This window comes from Actinomadura sp. NAK00032, from assembly GCF_013364275.1.
GTDB lineage: Bacteria > Actinomycetota > Actinomycetes > Streptosporangiales > Streptosporangiaceae > Spirillospora.
The window spans coordinates 5,113,146-5,134,896 of record NZ_CP054932.1 but is presented as its reverse complement, the minus strand read 5'-3'; the positions used below and the strand labels follow the sequence as shown (position 1 = coordinate 5,134,896).

At 70.3% G+C, this 21,751-nt stretch carries 16 protein-coding genes, 3 rRNA genes and 1 pseudogene; 15 read left to right on the top strand and 5 right to left on the bottom strand.

From position 1 onward, the window contains the following. Nucleotides 1-16: 16 nt before the first annotated feature. Both HUT06_RS23925 and HUT06_RS23920 read right to left on the bottom strand, forming a co-directional pair. Nucleotides 17-1,213, bottom strand: coding sequence for a globin domain-containing protein (locus HUT06_RS23925; RefSeq protein WP_176197777.1), 1,197 nt, complete (start codon nt 1,211-1,213; stop codon nt 17-19). A gap of 150 nt (nt 1,214-1,363) precedes the next feature. Then, the gene (locus HUT06_RS23920) at nt 1,364-1,789 is read right to left on the bottom strand and encodes a pyridoxamine 5'-phosphate oxidase family protein (protein ID WP_176197776.1); all 426 of its coding nucleotides are present in this window, start codon (nt 1,787-1,789) and stop codon (nt 1,364-1,366) included. Nucleotides 1,790-1,926: 137 nt separating this feature from the next. Between HUT06_RS23920 and HUT06_RS23915 the strand changes: the two genes are divergently transcribed. The 8 genes and pseudogenes from HUT06_RS23915 to HUT06_RS44700 all read left to right on the top strand — a co-directional run. Continuing rightward, complete coding sequence (locus HUT06_RS23915; RefSeq protein WP_176197775.1) at nt 1,927-2,316, top strand: hypothetical protein; 390 nt, start codon at nt 1,927-1,929, stop codon at nt 2,314-2,316. A gap of 34 nt (nt 2,317-2,350) precedes the next feature. Further along, nucleotides 2,351-3,226 (top strand): Gfo/Idh/MocA family protein, encoded by an 876-nt coding sequence (locus tag HUT06_RS23910; protein WP_176197774.1) that lies wholly within the window; start codon nt 2,351-2,353, stop codon nt 3,224-3,226. A gap of 18 nt (nt 3,227-3,244) precedes the next feature. Then, nucleotides 3,245-3,637 (top strand): rhodanese-like domain-containing protein, encoded by a 393-nt coding sequence (locus HUT06_RS23905; protein WP_176197773.1) that lies wholly within the window; start codon nt 3,245-3,247, stop codon nt 3,635-3,637. A 198-nt stretch (nt 3,638-3,835) separates the two neighbouring features. After that, nucleotides 3,836-4,546, top strand: coding sequence for a hypothetical protein (locus tag HUT06_RS23900; protein ID WP_176197772.1), 711 nt, complete (start codon nt 3,836-3,838; stop codon nt 4,544-4,546). 294 nt (nt 4,547-4,840) lie between these two features. Then, nucleotides 4,841-5,332, top strand: a complete 492-nt coding sequence (locus tag HUT06_RS23895) for a metallophosphoesterase family protein (RefSeq protein WP_176197771.1) — start codon at nt 4,841-4,843, stop codon at nt 5,330-5,332. Between the two features lie 76 nt (nt 5,333-5,408). Further along, nucleotides 5,409-6,233 carry a crotonase/enoyl-CoA hydratase family protein gene (locus tag HUT06_RS23890; protein ID WP_176197770.1) on the top strand — a complete coding sequence of 275 codons (825 nt, stop codon included), beginning with the start codon at nt 5,409-5,411 and terminating at the stop codon, nt 6,231-6,233. A 242-nt stretch (nt 6,234-6,475) separates the two neighbouring features. Beyond that, nucleotides 6,476-6,625, top strand: a complete 150-nt coding sequence (locus HUT06_RS23885) for a hypothetical protein (protein ID WP_176197769.1) — start codon at nt 6,476-6,478, stop codon at nt 6,623-6,625. 616 nt (nt 6,626-7,241) lie between these two features. Continuing rightward, nucleotides 7,242-7,340, top strand: a pseudogene (locus tag HUT06_RS44700) (4a-hydroxytetrahydrobiopterin dehydratase); the annotation flags it as partial. A 457-nt stretch (nt 7,341-7,797) separates the two neighbouring features. Here HUT06_RS44700 and HUT06_RS23875 read toward each other — a convergent pair. Further along, nucleotides 7,798-8,640 (bottom strand): patatin-like phospholipase family protein, encoded by an 843-nt coding sequence (locus HUT06_RS23875; protein WP_176197768.1) that lies wholly within the window; start codon nt 8,638-8,640, stop codon nt 7,798-7,800. Between the two features lie 633 nt (nt 8,641-9,273). Here HUT06_RS23875 and HUT06_RS23870 point away from each other — a divergent pair. From HUT06_RS23870 to HUT06_RS23850, 5 genes are all read left to right on the top strand, one after another. Then, nucleotides 9,274-10,792, top strand: a 16S ribosomal RNA gene (locus tag HUT06_RS23870). Nucleotides 10,793-11,224: 432 nt separating this feature from the next. Further along, a 23S ribosomal RNA gene (locus HUT06_RS23865) occupies nt 11,225-14,327 on the top strand. 159 nt (nt 14,328-14,486) lie between these two features. Further along, nucleotides 14,487-14,603 (top strand): 5S ribosomal RNA (gene rrf, locus HUT06_RS23860). Together the 16S, 23S and 5S rRNA genes form the textbook arrangement of a ribosomal RNA operon. 946 nt (nt 14,604-15,549) lie before the next feature. Then, nucleotides 15,550-16,554, top strand: coding sequence for a hypothetical protein (locus HUT06_RS23855; protein ID WP_254715352.1), 1,005 nt, complete (start codon nt 15,550-15,552; stop codon nt 16,552-16,554). Between the two features lie 106 nt (nt 16,555-16,660). Next, entirely contained in the window at nt 16,661-17,827 is a 1,167-nt protein-coding gene (locus HUT06_RS23850; RefSeq protein ID WP_217711414.1) for an alkaline phosphatase PhoX, read from the top strand. A 4-nt stretch (nt 17,828-17,831) separates the two neighbouring features. Here HUT06_RS23850 and HUT06_RS23845 read toward each other — a convergent pair whose 3' ends face one another. Both HUT06_RS23845 and HUT06_RS23840 read right to left on the bottom strand, forming a co-directional pair. Then, nucleotides 17,832-18,770 carry an MBL fold metallo-hydrolase gene (locus HUT06_RS23845; RefSeq protein WP_176197767.1) on the bottom strand — a complete coding sequence of 313 codons (939 nt, stop codon included), beginning with the start codon at nt 18,768-18,770 and terminating at the stop codon, nt 17,832-17,834. A gap of 7 nt (nt 18,771-18,777) precedes the next feature. After that, nucleotides 18,778-20,142, bottom strand: coding sequence for a DUF1015 family protein (locus HUT06_RS23840; protein WP_176197766.1), 1,365 nt, complete (start codon nt 20,140-20,142; stop codon nt 18,778-18,780). 66 nt (nt 20,143-20,208) lie between these two features. Here HUT06_RS23840 and HUT06_RS23835 point away from each other — a divergent pair, with 66 nt between their 5' ends. Together HUT06_RS23835 and HUT06_RS23830 are read left to right on the top strand one after the other, a co-directional pair. Further along, nucleotides 20,209-20,688 carry a M48 family metallopeptidase gene (locus HUT06_RS23835; RefSeq protein ID WP_176197765.1) on the top strand — a complete coding sequence of 160 codons (480 nt, stop codon included), beginning with the start codon at nt 20,209-20,211 and terminating at the stop codon, nt 20,686-20,688. Nucleotides 20,689-20,744: 56 nt separating this feature from the next. Continuing rightward, the gene (locus HUT06_RS23830) at nt 20,745-21,746 is read left to right on the top strand and encodes an HAD-IIA family hydrolase (protein ID WP_176201572.1); all 1,002 of its coding nucleotides are present in this window, start codon (nt 20,745-20,747) and stop codon (nt 21,744-21,746) included. The last annotated feature ends 5 nt before the right edge of the window (nt 21,747-21,751 follow it).

Here is a 21,751-nt window from a genome sequence, read left to right as displayed (position 1 = left end):
TCATGTGGGGGAGGGGTCAGCGGATCCAGAGGTCGGGGCCGAACACCTCGTAGTGGATGCGCTCGTCGGAGACGCCCGCGTCCAGCAGCCCCTGCCGGACGTCCCGCATGAATGGCAGCGGCCCGCACATGAACACCCGGGCCTTGTCCGGCAGCGGCAGCGCCGCCACGTCGATCCGGCCGGGCCGGACGTCCTCGCCGAGCTCGGCGTCGCCGGGCTCCTCGTACCAGGTCAGCTGCCGGAACCCGGGGATCCGGCGGCCGGCCTCGGCGGTCTGCGCGCGCATCGGGTGGGTGCGCGGGCTCCGGTCGGCGTGGACGGCGAGGACCGGGCGGTCCGGGGCCGACGCCGCCAGGTGGTCGAGGACGGCGGCGGCGGGGGTGATGCCGATGCCCGCGCTGATCAGCACGAGCGGGTCCTCCCCGTCGTCCACCACGACGTCGCCGAACGGCCGGGACATCTCCAGCACGTCGCCGGGCGCGGCGTGCTCGAACAGGTAGCCGGAGACGGCGCCGTCCGGCGCCCCGTCCTCGCCCCGCACCCGCCGGACGGTGATCTGTGCCGTGCCGCCCGCCGCCCGCGACAGCGTGTACTGGCGGGGCTGGCGCAGGCCGTCCGGCAGCGTCACGGCGACGGACACGTACTGGCCGGGGCGGTGCGCGGGGACCTCGCCGCCGTCGGCGGGCTCCAGGACGAGCGAGAACACGTCCTCGGCCTCGTCCCGCCGGTCCACGACCCGCCACGGCCGGTACGGGGCGGCCGGTCCGCAGCCGGCGTCCTGGTAGAGCCGCGCCTCCTCGGCGATGAGCAGCGTCGCGAAGAGCCAGTACACCTCGGACCAGGCCGCGTGCACCGCGGGCGTCACCGCGTCGCCGAGCACGTCGGCGACCGCGTCCAGCAGGTGGCGCCCGACGATCGTGTACTGCTCGGGGCGGATGCCGAGCGAGGCGTGCTTGTGCGCGATCCGCGGCAGCATCTGCTGGAACGGCGTCGCGGACTCGGGGCTCACCAGGTGCGCCGCGAACGCGGCCACCGAGCCGGCGAGCGCCTGGCGCTGCTCGCCGTTGGCCTGATTGCCCTGGTTGAAGACGTGCCGCAGCTCGGGGTGCGCCTCGAACATCGAGTCGTAGAACCGGCCGGTGATCTCCACACCGTGGGCGCCGACGGCGGGCAGCGTGGCCCGCACTGTCTCGGCATGGTCGGACGACAGCATCAGATCCCTTCCTGTGGGGGGTGTCGCCGCGGACGGCGGCGACGACAGGAGAGCGCGGCCGGCCCCGGGAGGGACCGGACGCACTCCCCATATCCTTATTGGCGCAGCGACAATAAGCGCTGTGACGTTGGCCACAGCGCGGCGGGGGGCTCAGGGCGCGGTGGCCGCGCCCGTCCCGATCCGGCGGCCGGTGATCAGCTGCGGCCGGATCCGGATGAAGTGGTCGCGCTCGCCCGGAGCCCAGCTGCGCAGCGGCAGCGCCGCCAGCGCGGCGGCGTCGGCCGGGTCGGCGACGTGCCGGGCCGGCCCGACGGCGACCACCGACCAGCCCGTCTCGGCGGCGGTGTCGAACTCGTCGATCTCGAACGCGACGATCGTGTCGGCGGCGGCCTTGGCCAGCCGCGACGTCCGCGACGTCCGGAACACGATGTCGCCGCCGCTGGCCGCGAAGTTCACCGGCTGGACGGCGGGCAGCGCGTGATGGGTGAACACGATCCGCCCGATCGTCGCGCCCGCCAGCAGGGCGCGGCACTCGTCCTCGCCGAGGACCTCCAGGCCGCTGTGGTCGAGCTCCATGCCACCAGGGTGCGCCGCCGGCGCCCGCCGCCGTTAGGGACCAAGGTCCCGAGAAACGGGGTGGTGCCGGAACGCCCCGGCACGGGCGGTAACGTCCCGCAGAAGGACCGACGACACCCCGCCCCAGGAGGACCCCCTTGCTCGCCCTCACCACCGCCGACGTGCGGATCTTCCTGCATGTGCTCGCCGCGACGATCTGGGTCGGCGGCCAGATCACCCTCGGCGCGCTGGTGCCGGCGCTGCGCGGCTACGAGGGCGTCACCAAGGTCGCCGCGCGCCGCTACAACATGGTCGCCTGGCCCGCCTTCGCCGTGCTCGTCCTCACCGGCGGCTGGAACATCAGCGCGGGCGACATGGGCGACGCCGCGCAGCGGACCCTGGAGGTCAAGCTGGTGTTCGTGCTGCTGTCCGGGGTCGCCGCGTTCCTGCACACCCGCGCCAAGTCCAAGGCCGGGCTCGCCGTGTGGGGCGCGCTCGGCATGGTCGGCGCGCTCGCCGCGCTGTTCTTCGGCGTCCAGCTCGGCTGACCCGGCCACCGGGGAGATCGTCTAGGTTTGCCCCATGAGTGAATCTGTGGCGGTGGGGCTGGTCGGAGCGGGCCCGTGGGCGGGGATGGTGCACGCGCCCGCGCTGGCGGCGGGGCCCGCGACGCGGCTCGCCGGGGTGTGGGCGCGGCGCCCGGAGGCGTCCGCCGAGCTCGCCGGCAGGCACGGCGCGCCCTCGTTCGAGCGGATCGAGGAGCTGTTCGACGCCTGCGAGGCCGTCGCCTTCTCCGTCCCGCCGGACGTCCAGGCCGACCTCGCCGCCAGGGCCGCCCGCGCGGGCAAGGCCGTCCTGCTGGAGAAGCCCCTCGCCATGGACCTCGACGGCGCCCGGCGGGTGGCCGGCGCCATCGCCGAGGCGGGCGTGGTCTCCCAGATGGTCTTCACCCTGCGCTACTCCCGCGCCGCCCGCGACTTCCTCGCCCGGGTACGCGACCTCGACCCGTTCGGCGGCTACGGCTCCTTCGTCTCCTCGGTGCTGAGCGGCGGCCCGTTCGCCACCCCGTGGCGGCTGGAGAAGGGCGCGCTGCTCGACCTCGGCCCCCACATCGTCGACCTGCTGGACGCCTCCCTCGGCCGCGTCGCGGGCGTCCGCGCGCACGGCGACCCGCTCGGCTGGCTCGGCCTCACGCTGGAGCACGAGGGCGGCGCCGTCAGCCAGGCGTCGGTCTCCATGGCGGGGACGGGGGAACTGCCGCCCGCCCGCGTCGAGGTGTTCGGGCGCAAGGGGCACGCCGTCCTCGACTGGTCGCAGCTCGGCGACGACGCGTTCGCCACCATGGTCGCCGAGTTCGCCGCGGCGGTCCGCGGCGGCGCCGCCCCGCCGCTGGACGCGGCGCACGGCCTGCGCATCCAGGAGGTCCTCGCCTCCGCCGAGGCGCAGCTCGCCACCTGAAGCCGCCATGATGGACCCATGGCACAGACGATCGACGACATCCTCGCCGCGGCCCGCACCCGCCTCGACCGCGTCCGTCCCGACGAGGCGCACGCCGAGGCCGGGGGCGGCGCGGTCCTGGTCGACATCCGCCCCGCCGCCCAGCGCGCCGCGGAGGGCGAGATCCCCGGCGCGCTGATCGTGGAGCGCAACGTCCTGGAATGGCGCTTCGACCCGGCGTCCGACGCCCGGCTGCCCGTGGCGACCGGCCACGACCTGCGCGTCATCGTGTTCTGCTCGGCGGGCTACACCTCCAGCCTCGCCGCCGCGTCCCTGCACGACCTCGGCCTCACCCGCGCGACCGACATCGTCGGCGGCTTCCAGGCCTGGCGCGCCGCCGGGCTGCCGACGGCCGGCGGCGCGGACCGGTGACGCCGGGCCCCCGGATCCCCGCCGCCCGCGCGACCTGATACGGCTGTTTCGGCGGGCTATATCGTATTCGCCTTAGCGTCGCCTTCCGCAGTTTTAGCGGGGTTCGATAAAACGCGATTTTATTTCGGATCGGGCCTTGATTTCCACGATCACTCGGGTAGAAAAAATGAAACCCTCTCCCCGAGGAGGAAATCCCCCGTGAAAGCTCCCATCACCAGGCTGGCCGTGCCGCTGGCCGCCGCGTCCGCCGCCCTGGCCGTGACCGCCGCCGGCGCGTCCGCCGCCACCACCACCGTCCGCGCGGAGACCGCCGCCGGAGCGCCCTACTCCGGCAACTGGCAGGTCGCCACCGTCGGCCCCCTCACCTTCTCCGTCGACTACCTGGGCTCGCAGATCACCGGCTCCTGCGACGGCGCCACCCTGCAGGGCACGGTGGTGTCCACCGGTGCCGGCGAGCTCACCGCCGCGTCGATCGGCGCCTGCCAGACCTCCAACGGCCTCAGCTCGCCCGCCTCGGACCTCGACCTGTCCGAACTCCCCGACAAGAGCGGGCAGATCGCCTACGACCCCGTCGCCGGCGGGCGCGACGGCGTCCTGTCCATCAACGGCGGCCTGCGCTTCAAACTGGAGGGCAAGGTCTTCGGCATCACCGTCACGTGCTACTACGGCTTCGAGACGGCCGGCACCCCCGGCCTCAGCTTCGACGTCTACAACCGCGACAACCCGAACCGCCCGCTCCCGGACCTGGACGACGCGCAGGGCAAGTCCGACGACATCACCCTCGTGCGGCAGTCGGGCAGCAGCCTGCTCTGCCCGTCCAACGGCACCGGAAGCGGCGCCGGGACGGCCCGCGGCGAGAGCACGCCGGGATCCGGCGTCTTCGACCGCAAGCTGTACCTGACCTCGTAGCGCGGAGCGGCGGCCGGACCCCGGGACCGGTGCAAGGGAGTGATCATCCACCCCGGGGCCCGGCCGCGCTCACTTGGTCCTCGCGGTGCTGGGTCGCCGTGTCGGAACGACCGGGGGCGTACGGCCGAAATCCTTCTGGACGAATCGCGAGGAATTAGAGCCTAACTCCACTGGTCAGCGCGACGTAATGACATCGTGCTTACAGTTGTTTCCCACCGGTGTCCGGGCCGCGCCGTGGCAAAATCACCCGAAAGCCGCCGCGCGGGCCCGCACCTCGTGCGGAACAATGGGCGCATGAGAGCGGTGGCCATCTCCGACACCCACGCGCCCCGGCGCTGGAAGTCCTGCCCGCCGCGCGTGGCCGAGCACCTGCGCGGCGCCGACGTGATTCTGCACGCCGGCGACGCGTGCACGGCCGCCGTCCTCGACGAACTCGCCGGGTACGCGCCCGTCCACGCCGTCCTCGGCAACAACGACGGCCCCGACGTCGCCGCCTGGGGCGCCCCCGAACGCCTCGAACTCGACCTCGACGGCCTCAAGGTCGCGATGGTCCACGACAGCGGCCAGGCCCGCGGCCGCACCGCCCGCATGCGCCGCTGGTTCCCCCGCGCCGACCTCGTCGTCTTCGGCCACTCGCACATCCCGCTGGACGAGACGGGCGACGGCGTCCGCATCTTCAACCCCGGCTCGCCCACCGACCGCCGCCGCCAGCCGCATGGCACCCTCGGCCTCCTCGACATCCACGCCGGCCGCCTCACCGGCGCCCGCATCGTCCCCGTCACCTGACCCGCCCTCGACCGGGCCCGGGGCGGCATGGAATCGTCCCCCTGAGACGATCCGCCACGACGGAGGAGTGCCCGGGATGACCGACCGCGTCACCGTGAGCGTCCACGAAGGGGTCGCCGATGTGCGGCTCAACCGGCCCGACAAGCTGAACGCGCTCGACATGGCCACGTTCGACGCCCTCGCCGAGACCGGTGACGCGCTCGCCGCCGACCCGTCCGTCCGGGCCGTGGTCCTGTCCGGCGCGGGCCGCGCCTTCTGCGCCGGCCTCGACTTCTCCGGCTTCGCGGCCATGGCCGGCGACGGCGTCCGCACCGGGGAGAGCGAGCGCACGCAGCGGCTGCTCGGCGACATCACGGAACGCGAACCGGGCCGCATCACCAACCTCGGCCAGCAGGCCGTCCACGTCTGGCGGGAACTGCCGCAGCCCGTCATCGCCGCCGTCCACGGCCACGCCCTCGGCGGCGGCCTGCAGATCGCGCTCGGCGCCGACATCCGCATCGTCGCGCCCGACGCGAAGCTCTCGGTCCTGGAGATCCGGTGGGGCCTCGTCCCCGACATGACCGGGACCGCCGCGCTGATCCGCCTGGTGGGGGAGGACGTCGCGAAGGAGCTCACCTTCACCGGCCGCACGGTCTCCGGCGAGGACGCCGCCCGCCTCGGCCTGGCCACCCGCGTCGCCGCCGACCCCCGCGCCGCCGCGACCGACCTGGCCCGCGAGATAGCCGGCAACAGCCCCGACGCCGTCCAGAGCGCCAAGCGCCTGCTGAACCGCGCCGCCGACCACGACCTCGCCGGCCAGTTCCTCGAAGAGTCCCGCGCCCTGGGCGCCCTCCGGGGCAGCCCCAACCAGGTCGAAGCCGTCCGCGCCTACTTCGAAAAGCGCCCACCCTCCTTCACCTGACCCCGAAGCCCCAGGCCCCCTCACGACGGCCGCGGCGCTCAGCCTCACCGCGTGCGGGGACGACGGCGACGACTCCGGCGGCGCCGCGGCGAAGGGCAAGGTCGGCGTGATCCTGCCCGACACGGCCTCCTGCGCGCGGTGGGAGAACTTCGACCGCCCCTACCTCGAGCGGGCCTTCAAGGCGGCCGGCATCCCGAGCGCCGAAGGCTCGGCCCCAGCGGTTCCAGACCGTCCCCGACCAGATGCTGACCAGCGGCGTCACCGGCCTGCTCGTCACCGGGCTCGACCCCAACTCCGCCGCCGCCGTGCAACGCAAGGCGCAGGCGCAGGCGCAGGTACGAACAGCTCTGCGCACTTCAACCAGGACGCCGCTAGGGCTGCCGCGCCCGTGAATCCAGACGTTGAGGGCACGAGGTCTCTACCTCTACGAAACTGCCCCGCTCTGGGCGGTGCGGCAGCAGGCCCGCGCCCTGGACGTCGGGCCTCGCCTCGCCCCGCGCCGCGACCGGTGCCGGGCGGTGCGGACAGCAGGTCCGCGCACTCCTTCCAGAACGCCGCCGAGGCTGGTGCGGCCGTCCAAGGCGTGGCGTCGCCGCATTCTCCGAGTCACCGCGCGGGGCCTGCTCGCTTATCCAGGGCGGCGTTCAGGCTGGTCCGCCACCGCAACCAGGCGGCACGGCTAGCAGGTCGCTGCCTTCTCCTGCGGTCCCGCGCCGAGCACGGAGCTGCGTTGAAGCAGCCGGAGATTGAGCGGCCGGGCCCGCTGAACTCTAACCATCCAGCGCAGCGCGGTGCCGGTGTAGCCGGGATGGCGGGGGAGCGGGCCCGCTCATAGCTTCCTGGGCGCCCCCCGGGTTGGTGCGCCGTGCTGCTGGGCGTTGTTGCGCGGGCGTGGAGTATTCGGGGTGTTACGGACAGTGGGCCCCTGCACTCCTTCGCGGGCGCCGCTCGGGCGGGTCCTGCCCGGCGGCGTTGCGCAGGGGCCGAGCATTCGGGTGTTACGGGCAGCGGGTCGCCTGGGCCGCCGAGGACGCCGACCACCACCCCGACATCGACATCCGCTGGCGGACGCTGACGTTCACGCTGTCCACGCACAGCGCCGGCGGCCCGTGCAGTTCCTCCAAAGCGCCACTCGGCCGGGTATTGCGAGTAACGGATGGCCGTTTTCTGACGGTGCGGTGCAGCCAGCATGGTGCGGGCAGCGGGTGCGCTTGTCTTCCAGGGCGGGGTAAAGGCTCGTCTGCCGGTGCGGCCGGGCGGCGCGGCTGGTGGGTCGCTGTCCTCCCTGCGGCGCCGCGCCCAGTGGGGCAGGGTGCCAGCGCACCTGAGGCCGGTGCGGTGTGGTGAGCGGGTCAGCTCGTAGTTTCGAGTGCGGCCTTCAGGCCTGTGTGCGGCTGCGGCTGGGCGACCCGGCTGGCGAGTCGCTGGCCAGAGGCGCAGCGCACGACGGTGCGTTGGCGCAGTCGGAGACCTGAGCGGTCGGGGGTGCGCTGAACTTCGATCGTCCAGCGCGAGGGGCGTGCCGTCCCCGCGATCGCCAGTGCGAGGACGGCACGCTGCCTGCTCAGGCCCAGAGGGACGCGATCTTCCCGGCCGCCGCCTTGCCCTGTTCGAGGCCGGCGTTCGCCGACGGGGTGCGGGTGGACGGGTCAAGCGGGTCGGCGCCGAACGCCGCCAGCGCCGCCTCGTCCGGGACGATCACCTCGACGCGCCCGCCAGCGCCCTTCACGGTGGCGATGTCGGCGGGCAGCCCCGGGTCGTCCATCGGCGAGATCAGCAGGACCCGGCCGTACCCTGCCGCGAGGTCGAGGTTGTTCACCGAACGCACCCCGCCGTCCACGTAGCGGATGCCGCCGATGGTCACCGGCGGCCAGACCATCGGGACGGCGCAGCTGGCCGCGACCGCGTCCACCAGCGAGACGCCCGAGCCGCGGTCGAACACGCGGAGGTCGCCCGTCAGCGCGTTCACCGCCGTGACCCGCAACTCCCTGGACGGCCACTCGTGCACCGGCAGGCGCGCCTCGATCACCTCCCGCCGCGCCGCCTCGTCGACGGTGTCGGTGGCGAGCGCCCGCGCCCCCAGCCCGCGGCGGATCGCCGCGGGGTCGTCGTCCTCCTGGGCGAGCCGTGCCCAGATCTCCCCGAACTCGGCGACCGTCACGCCCCCGGACGGGACCAGCTCCCGGTTCTGCAGTGCCGGATCGGCCTGGCGGGCGAGCAGCTCCCCGATGGGCAACCCGCTGCCGACCTGCGCGGCGACCGCGGAGCCAGCCGACGTGCCGAGCAGCAGGTCGGCGCCGGTGACGTCGGCCCCCTCGCCCGCGAGCCCCGCGAGCACCCCCGTCAGCCAGGCGATCCCCGCGACACCACCGCCCCCGAGAACCAGGGCGCGTCCGTTCTCACTCATGATCAAGCCTCCGTTCAGACCGTGAGAGCGTAGAGGGGCGGTGAGACATTCCCACGCGTGGCCGGCCCGTCGATTTGACGTGGCCGCGGCGACGACGTAAGTTAACCGCTCGTCCCCCTCACGGATGCAGGACGCCCGCATGGCGGTCGGCCGGACGACGGGGAAACCACCACCGAACCAGTCGACGCGGTCCTGCCGTGTCGGCCGCGCCGTGGTGGGCGTCAGAAAAGGCTTCGTTTTGACAAACGGGCCGGATCTGATGAAATAGCTCCACCGCCCGGAAGGCGCTGCGGAAGCGGAATCGGAAGGGCGTTATCAGAGAAAGCCGAAATTGACAGACCGGCCGGAACTGATAAAGTAAGACGAGTCGCCCCGGGGCGGGAAACGCGAAAGCGGGACCAGCACGGTGGGTGTCCGTTTCTTGAGAACTCAACAGCGTGTTAAAAGCCAGTGCCTTTATCGGCTCGGTGCTCTCTTCTGGGAGTCCGGGTCGCCCCGTGGCCGTCAGCCCTTCCGGGTTGATGGTGGGGATTTCTTTGAGGCAATGCGCAACTCTTCGGAGTTGTGCTTTTGCTGGGATTTTCTTCGAGGTTTGGCCGGCTGGGGTTCGCCCCCTGGTTGGTCGTTTGGACCTTAATGGAGAGTTTGATCCTGGCTCAGGACGAACGCTGGCGGCGTGCTTAACACATGCAAGTCGAGCGGAAAGGCCCCTTCGGGGGTACTCGAGCGGCGAACGGGTGAGTAACACGTGAGCAACCTGCCCCTGACTCTGGGATAAGCCCGGGAAACTGGGTCTAATACCGGATATGACCGGCCTTCGCATGGAGTGTCGGTGGAAAGTTTTTCGGTTGGGGATGGGCTCGCGGCCTATCAGCTTGTTGGTGGGGTGATGGCCTACCAAGGCGACGACGGGTAACCGGCCTGAGAGGGCGACCGGTCACACTGGGACTGAGACACGGCCCAGACTCCTACGGGAGGCAGCAGTGGGGAATATTGCGCAATGGGCGGAAGCCTGACGCAGCGACGCCGCGTGGGGGATGACGGCCTTCGGGTTGTAAACCTCTTTCAGCAGGGACGAAGCTAACGTGACGGTACCTGCAGAAGAAGCGCCGGCTAACTACGTGCCAGCAGCCGCGGTAATACGTAGGGCGCAAGCGTTGTCCGGAATTATTGGGCGTAAAGAGCTCGTAGGCGGTTTGTCGCGTCTGTCGTGAAAGCCCACGGCTTAACCGTGGGTCTGCGGTGGATACGGGCAGACTAGAGGCAGGTAGGGGAGAATGGAATTCCCGGTGTAGCGGTGAAATGCGCAGATATCGGGAGGAACACCGGTGGCGAAGGCGGTTCTCTGGGCCTGTACTGACGCTGAGGAGCGAAAGCGTGGGGAGCGAACAGGATTAGATACCCTGGTAGTCCACGCCGTAAACGTTGGGCGCTAGGTGTGGGGTTCTTCCACGGATTCCGCGCCGTAGCTAACGCATTAAGCGCCCCGCCTGGGGAGTACGGCCGCAAGGCTAAAACTCAAAGGAATTGACGGGGGCCCGCACAAGCGGCGGAGCATGTTGCTTAATTCGACGCAACGCGAAGAACCTTACCAAGGCTTGACATCGCCGGAAATCCCGCAGAGATGCGGGGTCCTTTTTGGGCCGGTGACAGGTGGTGCATGGCTGTCGTCAGCTCGTGTCGTGAGATGTTGGGTTAAGTCCCGCAACGAGCGCAACCCTCGTTCCATGTTGCCAGCACGTAGTGGTGGGGACTCATGGGAGACCGCCGGGGTCAACTCGGAGGAAGGTGGGGATGACGTCAAGTCATCATGCCCCTTATGTCTTGGGCTGCAAACATGCTACAATGGCCGGTACAGAGGGCTGCGATACCGTGAGGTGGAGCGAATCCCTTAAAGCCGGTCTCAGTTCGGATCGAAGTCTGCAACTCGACTTCGTGAAGTCGGAGTCGCTAGTAATCGCAGATCAGCAACGCTGCGGTGAATACGTTCCCGGGCCTTGTACACACCGCCCGTCACGTCACGAAAGTCGGCAACACCCGAAGCCCGTGGCCCAACCAGCAATGGGGGGAGCGGTCGAAGGTGGGGCCGGCGATTGGGACGAAGTCGTAACAAGGTAGCCGTACCGGAAGGTGCGGCTGGATCACCTCCTTTCTAAGGAGCACACAACTGGCCGGGGCTGCTTCCTCTCGGGGAAGGCTCAGGTCGGTGGCCACTGTTGACAGCGAGTGTCTGTCAGGTGGCTGCTCATAGATGTGGAGCACTGGCTACTCAGTCTGCTGGCCGTGCGGCTCAGCTAGTACCGCCCTGGGATGGGAGACCATCTCGGGGAGTGGGAACGGTGAGTCCCGGGCGGTCGGCAGGTTGGACACGCTGTTGGGTCCTGAGGAAACGGGCTCTGCCCGGTGACCTCGGACTGCGGGACCAGACGCCGCTTCGCTCGCAATGAGCGTGGCGGCGCTGGTGGGCCCGGTTGTTTTTTGAGAACTGCACAGTGGACGCGAGCATCTCTGGTGAGAGTTCGAGATCCTGCTTTCGGGTGGGGTTGAGGGTTCTCATCTGCGATTTGTTTTGATCGTTTTGTGTGTTCAAGTTTTTAAGGGCATACGGTGGATGCCTTGGCATCAGGAGCCGATGAAGGACGTGGGAGCCTGCGATATGCCTCGGGGAGTCGGCAACCAGACTTTGATCCGGGGATTTCCGAATGGGGAAACCTGGCACCCGTCATGGGGTGTCGCCGCCTGCTGAATGTATAGGCAGGTTGGTGGGAACGCGGGGAAGTGAAACATCTCAGTACCCGCAGGAAGAGAAAACAATAGTGATTCCGTGAGTAGTGGTGAGCGAAAGCGGATTAGCCTAAACCGTGCGCGTGTGATAGCCGGCAGGTGTTGCGTGTGCGGGGTTGTGGGACCATCCTGATCTAGCTGCCGCTGGGTCGAAGAGTTACAAAATATCGTGGTAGTCGAACGGCATGGGAAGGCCGACCGTAGACGGTGAGAGTCCGGTAGACGAAACTGCGGTGTCTCTTGGGTGTGTTCCCGAGTAGCACGGGGCCCGTGAAATCCCGTGTGAATCTGCCACGACCACGTGGTAAGGCTGAATACTTCCTGATGACCGATAGCGGACCAGTACCGTGAGGGAAAGGTGAAAAGTGCCCCGGTGAGGGGTCGTGAAATAGTACCTGAAACCGTGTGCCTACAAGCCGTCAGAGCGTCCTCAGGAGCTTGCTCCTGTTCGTGATGGCGTGCCTTTTGAAGAATGAGCCTGCGAGTTATGGTGTGTGGCGAGGTTAACCGGTGGCGGGTAGCCGTAGCGAAAGCGAGTCTGAATAGGGCGTTTGAGTCGCATGCTGTAGACCCGAAGCGGGGTGATCTAGCCATGGGCAGGGTGAAGCGCCGGTAAGACGGTGTGGAGGCCCGAACCCACCAGGGTTGAAAACCTGGGGGATGACCTGTGGTTAGGGGTGAAAGGCCAATCAAACTCCGTGATAGCTGGTTCTCCCCGAAATGCATTTAGGTGCAGCGTCGCGTGTTTCTTGCCGGAGGTAGAGCTACTGGATGGCTGATGGGCCCTACAAGGTTACTGACGTCAGCCAAACTCCGAATGCCGGTAAGTGAGAGCGTGGCAGTGAGACTGCGGGGGATAAGCTTCGTAGTCGAGAGGGAAACAGCCCAGATCATCGGCTAAGGCCCCTAAGCGTGTGCTAAGTGGGAAAGGATGTGGAGTTGCTGTGACAACCAGGAGGTTGGCTTAGAAGCAGCCATCCTTGAAAGAGTGCGTAATAGCTCACTGGTCAAGTGATTCCGCGCCGACAATGTAGCGGGGCTCAAGCACACCGCCGAAGCCGTGGCATTGACACGTTTGTGTTGATGGGTAGGGGAGCGTCCTGTAGCCGGTGAAGCCGCCGAGTGATCGAGTGGTGGAGGCTGCGGGAGTGAGAATGCAGGCATGAGTAGCGAGTCACACGTGAGAAACGTGTGCGCCGGATGACCAAGGGTTCCTGGGGCAGGCTAATCCGCCCAGGGTAAGTCGGGACCTAAGGCGAGGCCGACAGGCGTAGTCGATGGACAACGGGTTGATATTCCCGTACCCGCTGGTATGCGCCAACGCTGAACCCTCTGATGCTAAGACCCCGAATCCTGGTTGGGGCCTTCGGGCTTCTTCCGGGCCTAGCGGTCGACCCGAGGGGGTAGTAGGTGAGTGATGGGGTGACGCAGGAGGGTAGCTCAGCCCGGGCGATGGTTGTCCCGGGGTAAGCATGTAGCCCGCGCCATAGGCAAATCCGTGGTGCATGAGGGTGAGATGTGATGCCGAGCCGTTTTAGGTGAAGTGAGTGATCCCATGCTGTCGAGAAAAGCCTCTAGCGAGTGTACTGGCGGCCCGTACCCTAAACCGACTCAGGTGGTCAGGTAGAGAATACCAAGGCGATCGGGTGAACTGTGGTTAAGGAACTCGGCAAATTGCCCCCGTAACTTTGGGAGAAGGGGGGCCTCGTCCGGTGAAGGAACGTGCTTCCGGAGCTGGGTGGGGTCGCAGAGGCCAGGGGGAAGCGACTGTTTACTAAAAACACAGGTCCGTGCGAAGTCGTAAGACGCTGTATACGGACTGACGCCTGCCCGGTGCCGGAACGTTAAGAGGACCGGTTAGATCTCTTCGGGGGTCGAAGCTGAGAATCTAAGCGCCGGTAAACGGCGGTGGTAACTATAACCATCCTAAGGTAGCGAAATTCCTTGTCGGGTAAGTTCCGACCTGCACGAATGGCGTAACGACTTCCCCGCTGTCTCAACCACAGGCCCGGCGAAATTGCAGTACGAGTAAAGATGCTCGTTTCGCGCAGCAGGACGGAAAGACCCCGGGACCTTCACTATAGCTTGGCATTGGCGCTTGGAGCGTCTTGTGTAGGATAGGTGGGAGACTGTGAAGCCGGCACGCCAGTGTCGGTGGAGTCGTTGGTGAAATACCACTCTGGTCGTTTTGAGCGTCTAACCCGCACCCGTATATCCGGGTGGGGGACAGTGCCTGGTGGGTAGTTTAACTGGGGCGGTTGCCTCCTAAAGTGTAACGGAGGCGCCCAAAGGTTCCCTCAGCCTGGTTGGCAATCAGGTGGCGAGTGTAAGGGCACAAGGGAGCTTGACTGTGAGACGGACGTGTCGAGCAGGTGCGAAAGCAGGGCCTAGTGATCCGGCACCTACGTGTGGAAGTGGTGTCGCTCAACGGCTAAAAGGTACCCCGGGGATAACAGGCTGATCTTCCCCAAGAGTCCATATCGACGGGATGGTTTGGCACCTCGATGTCGGCTCGTCGCATCCTGGGGCTGGAGTAGGTCCCAAGGGTTGGGCTGTTCGCCCATTAAAGCGGCACGCGAGCTGGGTTTAGAACGTCGCGAGACAGTTCGGTCCCTATCCGCTGCGCGCGTAGGAGAATTGTGAGGGTCTGTCCCTAGTACGAGAGGACCGGGACGGACGGACCTCTGGTGTGCCAGTTGTCCCGCCAGGGGCACGGCTGGTTGGCTACGTTCGGTCGGGATAACCGCTGAAAGCATCTAAGCGGGAAGCCTTCCTCGAGATGAGTTCTCCCACTCCTTTGTGGGTGTAAGGCCCCCGGTAGACGACCGGGTTGATAGGCCGGAGATGGAAGCGCGGTAACGTGTGGAGTCGACCGGTACTAATAGGCCGAGTGGCTTGAACACACTGAACGTTCAAAGCGAGTCGCTGCTACGAGATTTTGTTCGCGTCCCTGTGTGGTTCTCAGGAAACAACCTGGAACCGCAGCACATAATTGAAGTATTCCGAGCCTGCCGGCTTGGACGTTGATTTGCTCACCCGTGTGCGGGTGGTGCGTTGAGACGTTCGGTGGTTTTGGCGAAGGGGAAACACCCGGTCCCATCCCGAACCCGGAAGTTAAGCCCTTCAGCGCCGATGGTACTGCATGGGAGACTGTGTGGGAGAGTAGGACGCCGCCGGACATGAATTGGTCGAGGGTCGCCCTGATTTACGGGGCGGCCCTCGACGCATGTGGGGCTCCGGCCAAAGTAGGCTGCAAGTATCCACGAACACTCAAGAACAGTGACGGACGTGATGAGCGCGGAAGAGGACGGCCGCGGCGACGACAGCCGCGAACGGCGGGGCGACAACGGGCGGCGGGGCACCCCGCCCCGTCGCGGGGGCGGCCCCCGCGGCGGCCAGGGCGGGCCCGGGAACCGCAAGGGCGGCGGCCCGCGCGGTGCGGCGCCTCGCGCCGGCGGTCCGCAGGGCGGACGCGGCCGTCCCCCGGGCGGCGGGTGGAAGGACCGGGACTCACGCGGTCAGCGTGATGACCGCAAGCCCGGCCGTCCGTTCAAGCGTTCCGATGACCGGCGCCCGGAATCCCGCGAGGGACGTCCCGACGACCGCCGTGAGGGGCGCTCCGGGGGGCCCCGCGGCGACCGTTCGGAGGGCCGCTTCGAGCGGCCGCGCAGCGGTCAGGGCAAGCCTGGCGAGCGGCGGTTCAGTGGCCCGCGTGATGGCGGGCAGGGTAAGCCCGGTGAGCGGCGGTTCAGCGGCCCGCGTGATGGTGGGCAGGGTAGGCCCGGTGAGCGCAAGGAAGGCCGCTTCGGTGGATCTCGTGGGCCCCGCCAGGGCCAGGGCCAGGGGCAGGGCGGCGGGCCCCGGCGTGAAGGGCGTCCTGCCGGTGGGCAGGGCGAGCGCCGGTTCGAAGGGCGTCCTCCCGAGCGCCGGTTCAAGGACCGCGACGACCGGCCGGGGCGCGAGGAGCGCCGTCCGGCGGGGCGCCGGTTCGAGGGCAAGCGCGAAGGGCGTCCCGGCGACCGCGACAAGGGCAGGCCGCCGTTCAAGGGGCGCGGCCCGAAGCGTTCGCAGGACGGTGGGCGGTCGTACGGGCCGCCGCGCGACCGGCAGGACCGGCGGCCACGGGTGGAGGAGCGCGAGCGTCCAGCACCCGCGCACGACGATCCGCTGCTGCCGGACGACGTCACCGGCGAGGAGCTGGACGCCGAGGCGCGCGTCGAGCTGCGCACGCTTCCGAAGGACCTGGCGGCCAAGGTCGCCCGCCACCTGGTGATGGCGGGACGGCTGGCCGAGGACGAGCCGGAGCAGTCCTACAAGCACGCGAAGGCGGCCCGGCGGCTCGCGTCCAGGGTCGGGATCGTCCGCGAGGCGGCCGGGATCGCCGCCTACCACGCGGGCGAGTGGGCGGAGGCGCTCGCCGAGCTGCGCGCCGCCCGCCGGCTCGGCGCCGGGGACGACTCCTACCTGCCGGTGATGGTCGACTGCGAGCGGGGCCTCGGCCGGCCCGAGCGGGCCCTCGACCTGATCAAGTCGCCGGAGGCCGGGAAGCTCGACCAGCCGGGGCGCATCGAGCTGCGCATCGTGGAGTCGGGCGTCCGCCGCGACATGGGGCAGTACGACGCCGCCGTCGTCACCCTGCAGATCCCGGAGCTGCGCGACCGGCGGCTCCGGCCGTGGTCGATGCGGCTGTTCTACGCCTACGCGGACGCGCTCGTGGAGGCGGGGCGCGCGGAGGAGGCCGCCGACTGGTTCGCGCGGGCCGCCGCCGCTGACCGGGACGGGGAGACCGACGCCGCCGAGCGCTACGCCGAGATCGAAGGGCTCCACATCCTCGACACCGAGGAGACCGAGGAGACCGAGGAGACCGAGACCGAGGAGACCGAAGAGACCGAGGACGGTGAAGCGGCCGACGACGTCGAAGAGGCGGCGGACGCCGGCGACTCCGCCGCGGAGGCCGAGCCGGCGGCGGCGACCGACATCGCGTTCCAGCCGCCCGAGCCCGAGGTGCTGGAGGCGCCGGAAGGGGACGCCCCGCAGGCTCCGGCGCTGTTCCTGGAGCCCGAGACGAAGGCCGGGGACGGGCCCGAGGCGCCCGGCGGGCCCGAGGAGGAGCCGCCGGCAGGGGCGTGACCACCGGTACTTGACTGGCGGGTAGGTTTCCCGGATATTCACGGGACCGCGCCGTTCGGGGGGCCGCCGGACACGTCCGGCGGAGATGGACTCCTTGAGGAGAGTCATGTCCCTGAACCGACGTACGTTCCTGCGCGCCTCCGCCGTCGCCGGCGGCACGACCGCGTTCTCCGGCGCCCTGTGGCAGCGGGCCTTCGCCGCGGGGCCCGCACAGCCCGGCCCGAGCCCGTACGGGCCGCTGCGGGCCGCGGACGGCAACGGGGTGCAGTTGCCGGACGGCTTCACGAGCCGGGTCGTGGCGCGGTCGATGCAGCGCGTCGAGGGGACGCGCCACACCTGGCATCCGGCGCCCGACGGCGGCGCGTGCTTCGCCGACGGCGACGGCTGGATCTACGTCAGCAACTCGGAGGTCCCGGTCGTCGGCGGCGTGTCCGCCGTCCGGTTCGACGCGTCCGGGAAGGTGACGTCGGCGTACCGGATCCTGAACGGCACCACGCTGAACTGCTCCGGCGGCGCGACGCCGTGGAACACGTGGCTGTCCTGCGAGGAGCACGACTTCGGCCTGGTGTACGAGACGGATCCGCGCGGGCAGAAGTCGGCGGTGGCGCGTCCCGCGATGGGCAGGTTCAAGCACGAGGCCGCCGCGTCCGACCCCGAGCGCGAGGTCGTCTACCTGACCGAGGACCAGGGGGACGGCTGCTTCTACCGGTTCCGTCCGAACACGTGGGGCGACCTGTCGTCGGGGACGCTCGAAGTCCTGGTCGGCTCCGGGACGGGCCCCGTCCGGTGGGCGAAGGTGCCGAGCCCGCAGCTGTGGTTCACGCCGACCCGCGAGCAGGTGGCGGACGCCATGCGCTTCGACGGCGGCGAAGGGTGCTACTACACCCGCGGTGTCTGCTACTTCACCACCAAGGGCGACAACCGGGTGTGGGCCTACGACGCCGCCGGCGAGCGTCTGGACATCGCCTACGACGACGACCTGGTCACCACCGGGGAGGCGCCCCTGCACGGCGTCGACGCCGTGACCGCGACCGCGTCCGGTGAGCTGTACGTCGCCGAGGACGGCGACAACATGGAGATCAACCTCATCACCAGGGACGGGATCGTGACCCCGTTCCTGCGCGTCCTCGGCCATGACGAGTCGGAGATCACCGGGTGCGCGTTCAGCCCGGACGGGTCGCGGCTGTACTTCTCGTCCCAGCGCGGCAAGAGCGGCTTCATCGCCGGGACGGACGGCTGCACGTTCGAGGTGACGGGCCCCTTCCGCCGCTGAGCGCTCAGGCGTGCCTGTTCAGGGCGTGCAGGATGCCGGTGACGTTGCTCTCCGCGCTGTTCAGGACCTCGTACTTGGCGATCAGGTCGGGGTCGGTGTCGTCGCTCATGATGGCGTAGCGGTGCCTGGTCCGGTCGACGACCATGGCGACGGCGTGGTCGAGGTCGAGGTCCTGGTCCTTGGCGTCCTGGACGGCGTCCACCCAGACGCGCAGTTCCTCCGCCGACCGCTCCAGCGTGCCGTCCACCTCGGTGACGGGCCCGTAGTGCGCGAACAGGAGCCGCTGCGGGCCCAGTGACCGGAACTTGCCGAGGGACGCGAGCGCGGTGTCGAGGTCGAAGTCCGGCGGCGGCGTCGCGGGCTTCACGTCCGCGGTCTCCGGGATGTAGATGCCGGCGGCGTCGCCCACGTACAGGTCGCCGGTCCGGGAGTCCATCAGCCCGACGTGGTGCTTGGCGTGGCCGGGGGAGTAGTGCGACTCCAGCCGGCGCCCGCCGCCGAGGTCGATGCTGCCGGTGTCCTCGACGGACCTGATCCGGGCGGCGTCCGTGGGCTTCAGCTCGCCGAACAGGGTGTCGAGGCTGTCCCCGTACACCATGCGGGCGCTGCGCATGAGCCGCGCCGGGTCGGCCAGGTGCCGCGCGCCCTTCTCGTGGACGACGACCTCCGCCCGCGGGTACATCTCCGCGATGTCGCCGACGCCGCCCGCGTGGTCGAGGTGGATGTGGGTCACGACCACGGACGCCAGGTCGTCCGGCCCCACGCCCAGCTGCCGCAGCGCCGCCTGCACCACGGGCGCCGAGCCGGACGTGCCGGGCTCCACCAGGCATGGCCGGTCGGACAGGATCAGGTATCCGGCGGTGATGCCGCTGTAGCCGGCCATCCGGGTGTCGATCTCGTAGACGTCCCCGCCGAGCGGCGTGATCGTGGTCGCGGTGTCCATTCCCCGATCATGGCCTCTCGGGGGCGTCCGGGTCGAGGAGCCGCAGGACGAGACCGGTGCGGGGCTTCGGCCCGAACGACGTCGACTTGCGCGGGACGCGCTCCCCGCCGCCCGCCACGGCGAGGACGTCCTCGACCTTGAGCGGGTTCAGGACGACCGCCGTCCCGCCCGAGTGCCGGGCGCGGGCGATGGCGGCGGACGGGTCGTCGTGCACGACCTCGATGGCGTCCTCGTTCTCCGGGACGTCCCACACGCCGCCGATCAGGACGTGGTCCAGGACGGCGGTGCCGAGCCCGCGCCAGCGCGGTGAGTGCTCGGACGGCATGCAGCGGGCGAGGACGTCCTCGTCGGGGTCGGTGAGCAGGTGGAGGGTGTCGCCTCCGCCGAGGAGGAACGCGGGGCCGTCCGCGTCGGCGAGGGCCTCCACGGCGGTCTGCTCGTCCGAGAAGGCGGTCACGCGGAACACCTTGCGGGCCTTCTCGGCCGCCTCGTCCGGGCGGAGGCCGGGCAGGACGCGGTGGATCGCGCCCAGGTGCGGCGGGTAGCGCGTCGAGTCGACCAGCAGTGCCAGGCCCGCGTCCCAGGGCCCCGGGCCGTCACCGGCGGCGTGGCGGCGGGCCTGCAGCGCGCGGTAGGTGGCGTAGCGGTGGTGGCCGTCGGCGATGAGGGCCTGCTTGTCGCGGAGGTCGGCGGCCACGCGCGCGTGCGCGCCGGGGTCGGTGATGCGCCACAGCCGGTGCGTCAGGCCGTCGTCGGCGTCGAACTCCAGCAGCGGGGCGGCCGCGGCGGCGTCGTCGACGATCCGGGCGGCGTCGCCGCCGCCCTCGTACACCAGGAAGATCGGCTCCAGGTTGGCGTTCGCGGCCGTCATCAGCGCGAGCCGGTCGCGGACCGGGCCGGGGAAGACGTTCTCGTGCGGCAGCACGACGCCGTCGGCCTCGGCGCGCAGGCCCAGCGCGCCGATGAGGCCGCGCTGCAGGACGGTGCCCTCGCGGGCCGCCTCGTAGACGTACAGGGCCGGGTCGGGGTCGGCGGCGAGCGCGCCGTCGGCCAGCCAGCGGCGGAGCCGGTCGCCCGCCGCCGCGTAGCTCTCCCCGGCGGCGCGCGGCAGGTTGAGCCGGACGATGTTGTGCCCGCCGCCCGCCAGCAGCCGCAGCGCCGCCGCCTCGTCGATCAGGTCGTAGGGCGGCATGGTCACCGCCGCCGGGTCGCCCGCCACCGCGGGGACGAAGCGGACGCCGCGGAACGGGGCCAGCTCCAGGCCGGCGCCCGTGCGCGGCCCCGCCGTCCCGAAGATCCGGGCGCTGAACTCCTCCGGCGCCAGGCCGGAGGACGCGAGGCCGGAGGAGAGGTCGTCGTCCACGCTGGGCATGGTATGCAGCGGAGGGCGCGCGGCGTCCCTGCGGGTACGGTCGTACTGATCCGAGGGGAGGTCCATATGAGTGGTCAAGGGCCTGGGCGGCCGGAGGATTCCCCGAGCGGGCACCCGGACGCGGGCCGGGGCGAGGAACCGGGTGCCGACCCGGGCGGGCACGCGGCCTCGCCGGGCGGCGGGGTCTACGAGTGGTATACACGGGGCCTGGAGCTGCTGCGCTCGGGCAGCGCCGCCGCCGCGCTGCAGCTGCTGGCCAGGGCGGCGGAGGCCGAGCCCGGGTCGCACAGCATCCGGGAGGCGCTCGGCCGCGCCCAGTTCGGCGCCCGCCAGTTCGGCGCGGCCGCCGAGAGCTTCCGCGGGATCGTCGAGGAGGAGCCCGCCGAGGACTACGCGCGGTTCGGGCTCGGGCTGGCGCTCAGCCGGCTCGGCGACTTCACGGGCGCCGTCGAGCAGCTGGCGCTCGCCGCCGCGATGCGCCCCGACAACGCCGACTACGCCAGGGCGCTGCGGCAGGCCAGGGCCACCCTCGACGCCCGGCGCTGAGCCGCCCCTTACCCGTTGGTAACAACCCCCGTACGATCGCACGCATGAGGAGCGCGATGAAAGGCAGCGACCGTCCCCTGAGCGAGGCGTACGACGTCGCCCTGCTCGACCTCGACGGGGTGGTCTACATCGGCCGCAGGCCCGTCCCGGCGGCGGCGGAGTCGCTCGCCAAGGCGCGCGCGGCCGGGCAGCGGCTGGCGTTCGTGACCAACAACGCGTCCCGGACCCCGTCGGCCGTCGCGGCGCTGCTGACGGAGGTGGGCGTCCCGGCCGAGCCCGCCGACGTGGTGACCTCCGCGCAGGCCGCGGCGCGGCTGCTCGCCGAGCGGCTGCCCGCCGGGTCGGAGGTGCTCGTGGTCGGCGGCATGGGCCTGCGCCACGCCCTGTACGCGCGGGGGCTGCGGCCGGTGTCGACCGCGGCGGGGCGCCCGGCCGCCGTCGTGCAGGGCTACGACCCGGAACTCTCCTACCGGACGCTGGCCGAGGGGGCGCGGGCCGTCAGCGCGGGCGCCCTGTTCGTCGGCTCCAACGGCGACCTGACCATCCCCGGCGGCGACGGCCCCCCGCAGCCCGGCAACGGCGCCCTGCTCCGCGTGATCACGGCGGCGACCGGCGTCGAGCCCATCGTGTCCGGCAAGCCCGAGCGGCCGCTGCACCAGGAGTCGATCCTGCGCACCGGCGCGCGGCGCCCGCTCGTGGTCGGCGACCGCCTCGACACCGACATCGAGGGCGCGTGGAACGGCGGTGCCGACAGCCTCCTGGTCTTCACCGGCGTCACCGGCCCGCTGCAGGCCCTCACCGCGCCGCCGCACCGGCGCCCGAGCCTCCTGGCCGCCGACCTGACGGGGCTGCTCGTCCCGCACGCGGAGCCCGTCCGGGCGGACGGGGCGCACCGCTGCCGGGACTGGACAGCCCGCCGCGACGGCGACGCCTTCACCGTGACCGGCTCCGGCGACCCCTGGGACGGCCTGCGCGCCCTCGCGTCCGCCGCCTGGGAGACCGACGCGCCGCCGCCCCCCGAGGCCCTCACCGGGGCCCTGGAGTCCCTCCGGCTGTAGAGCGG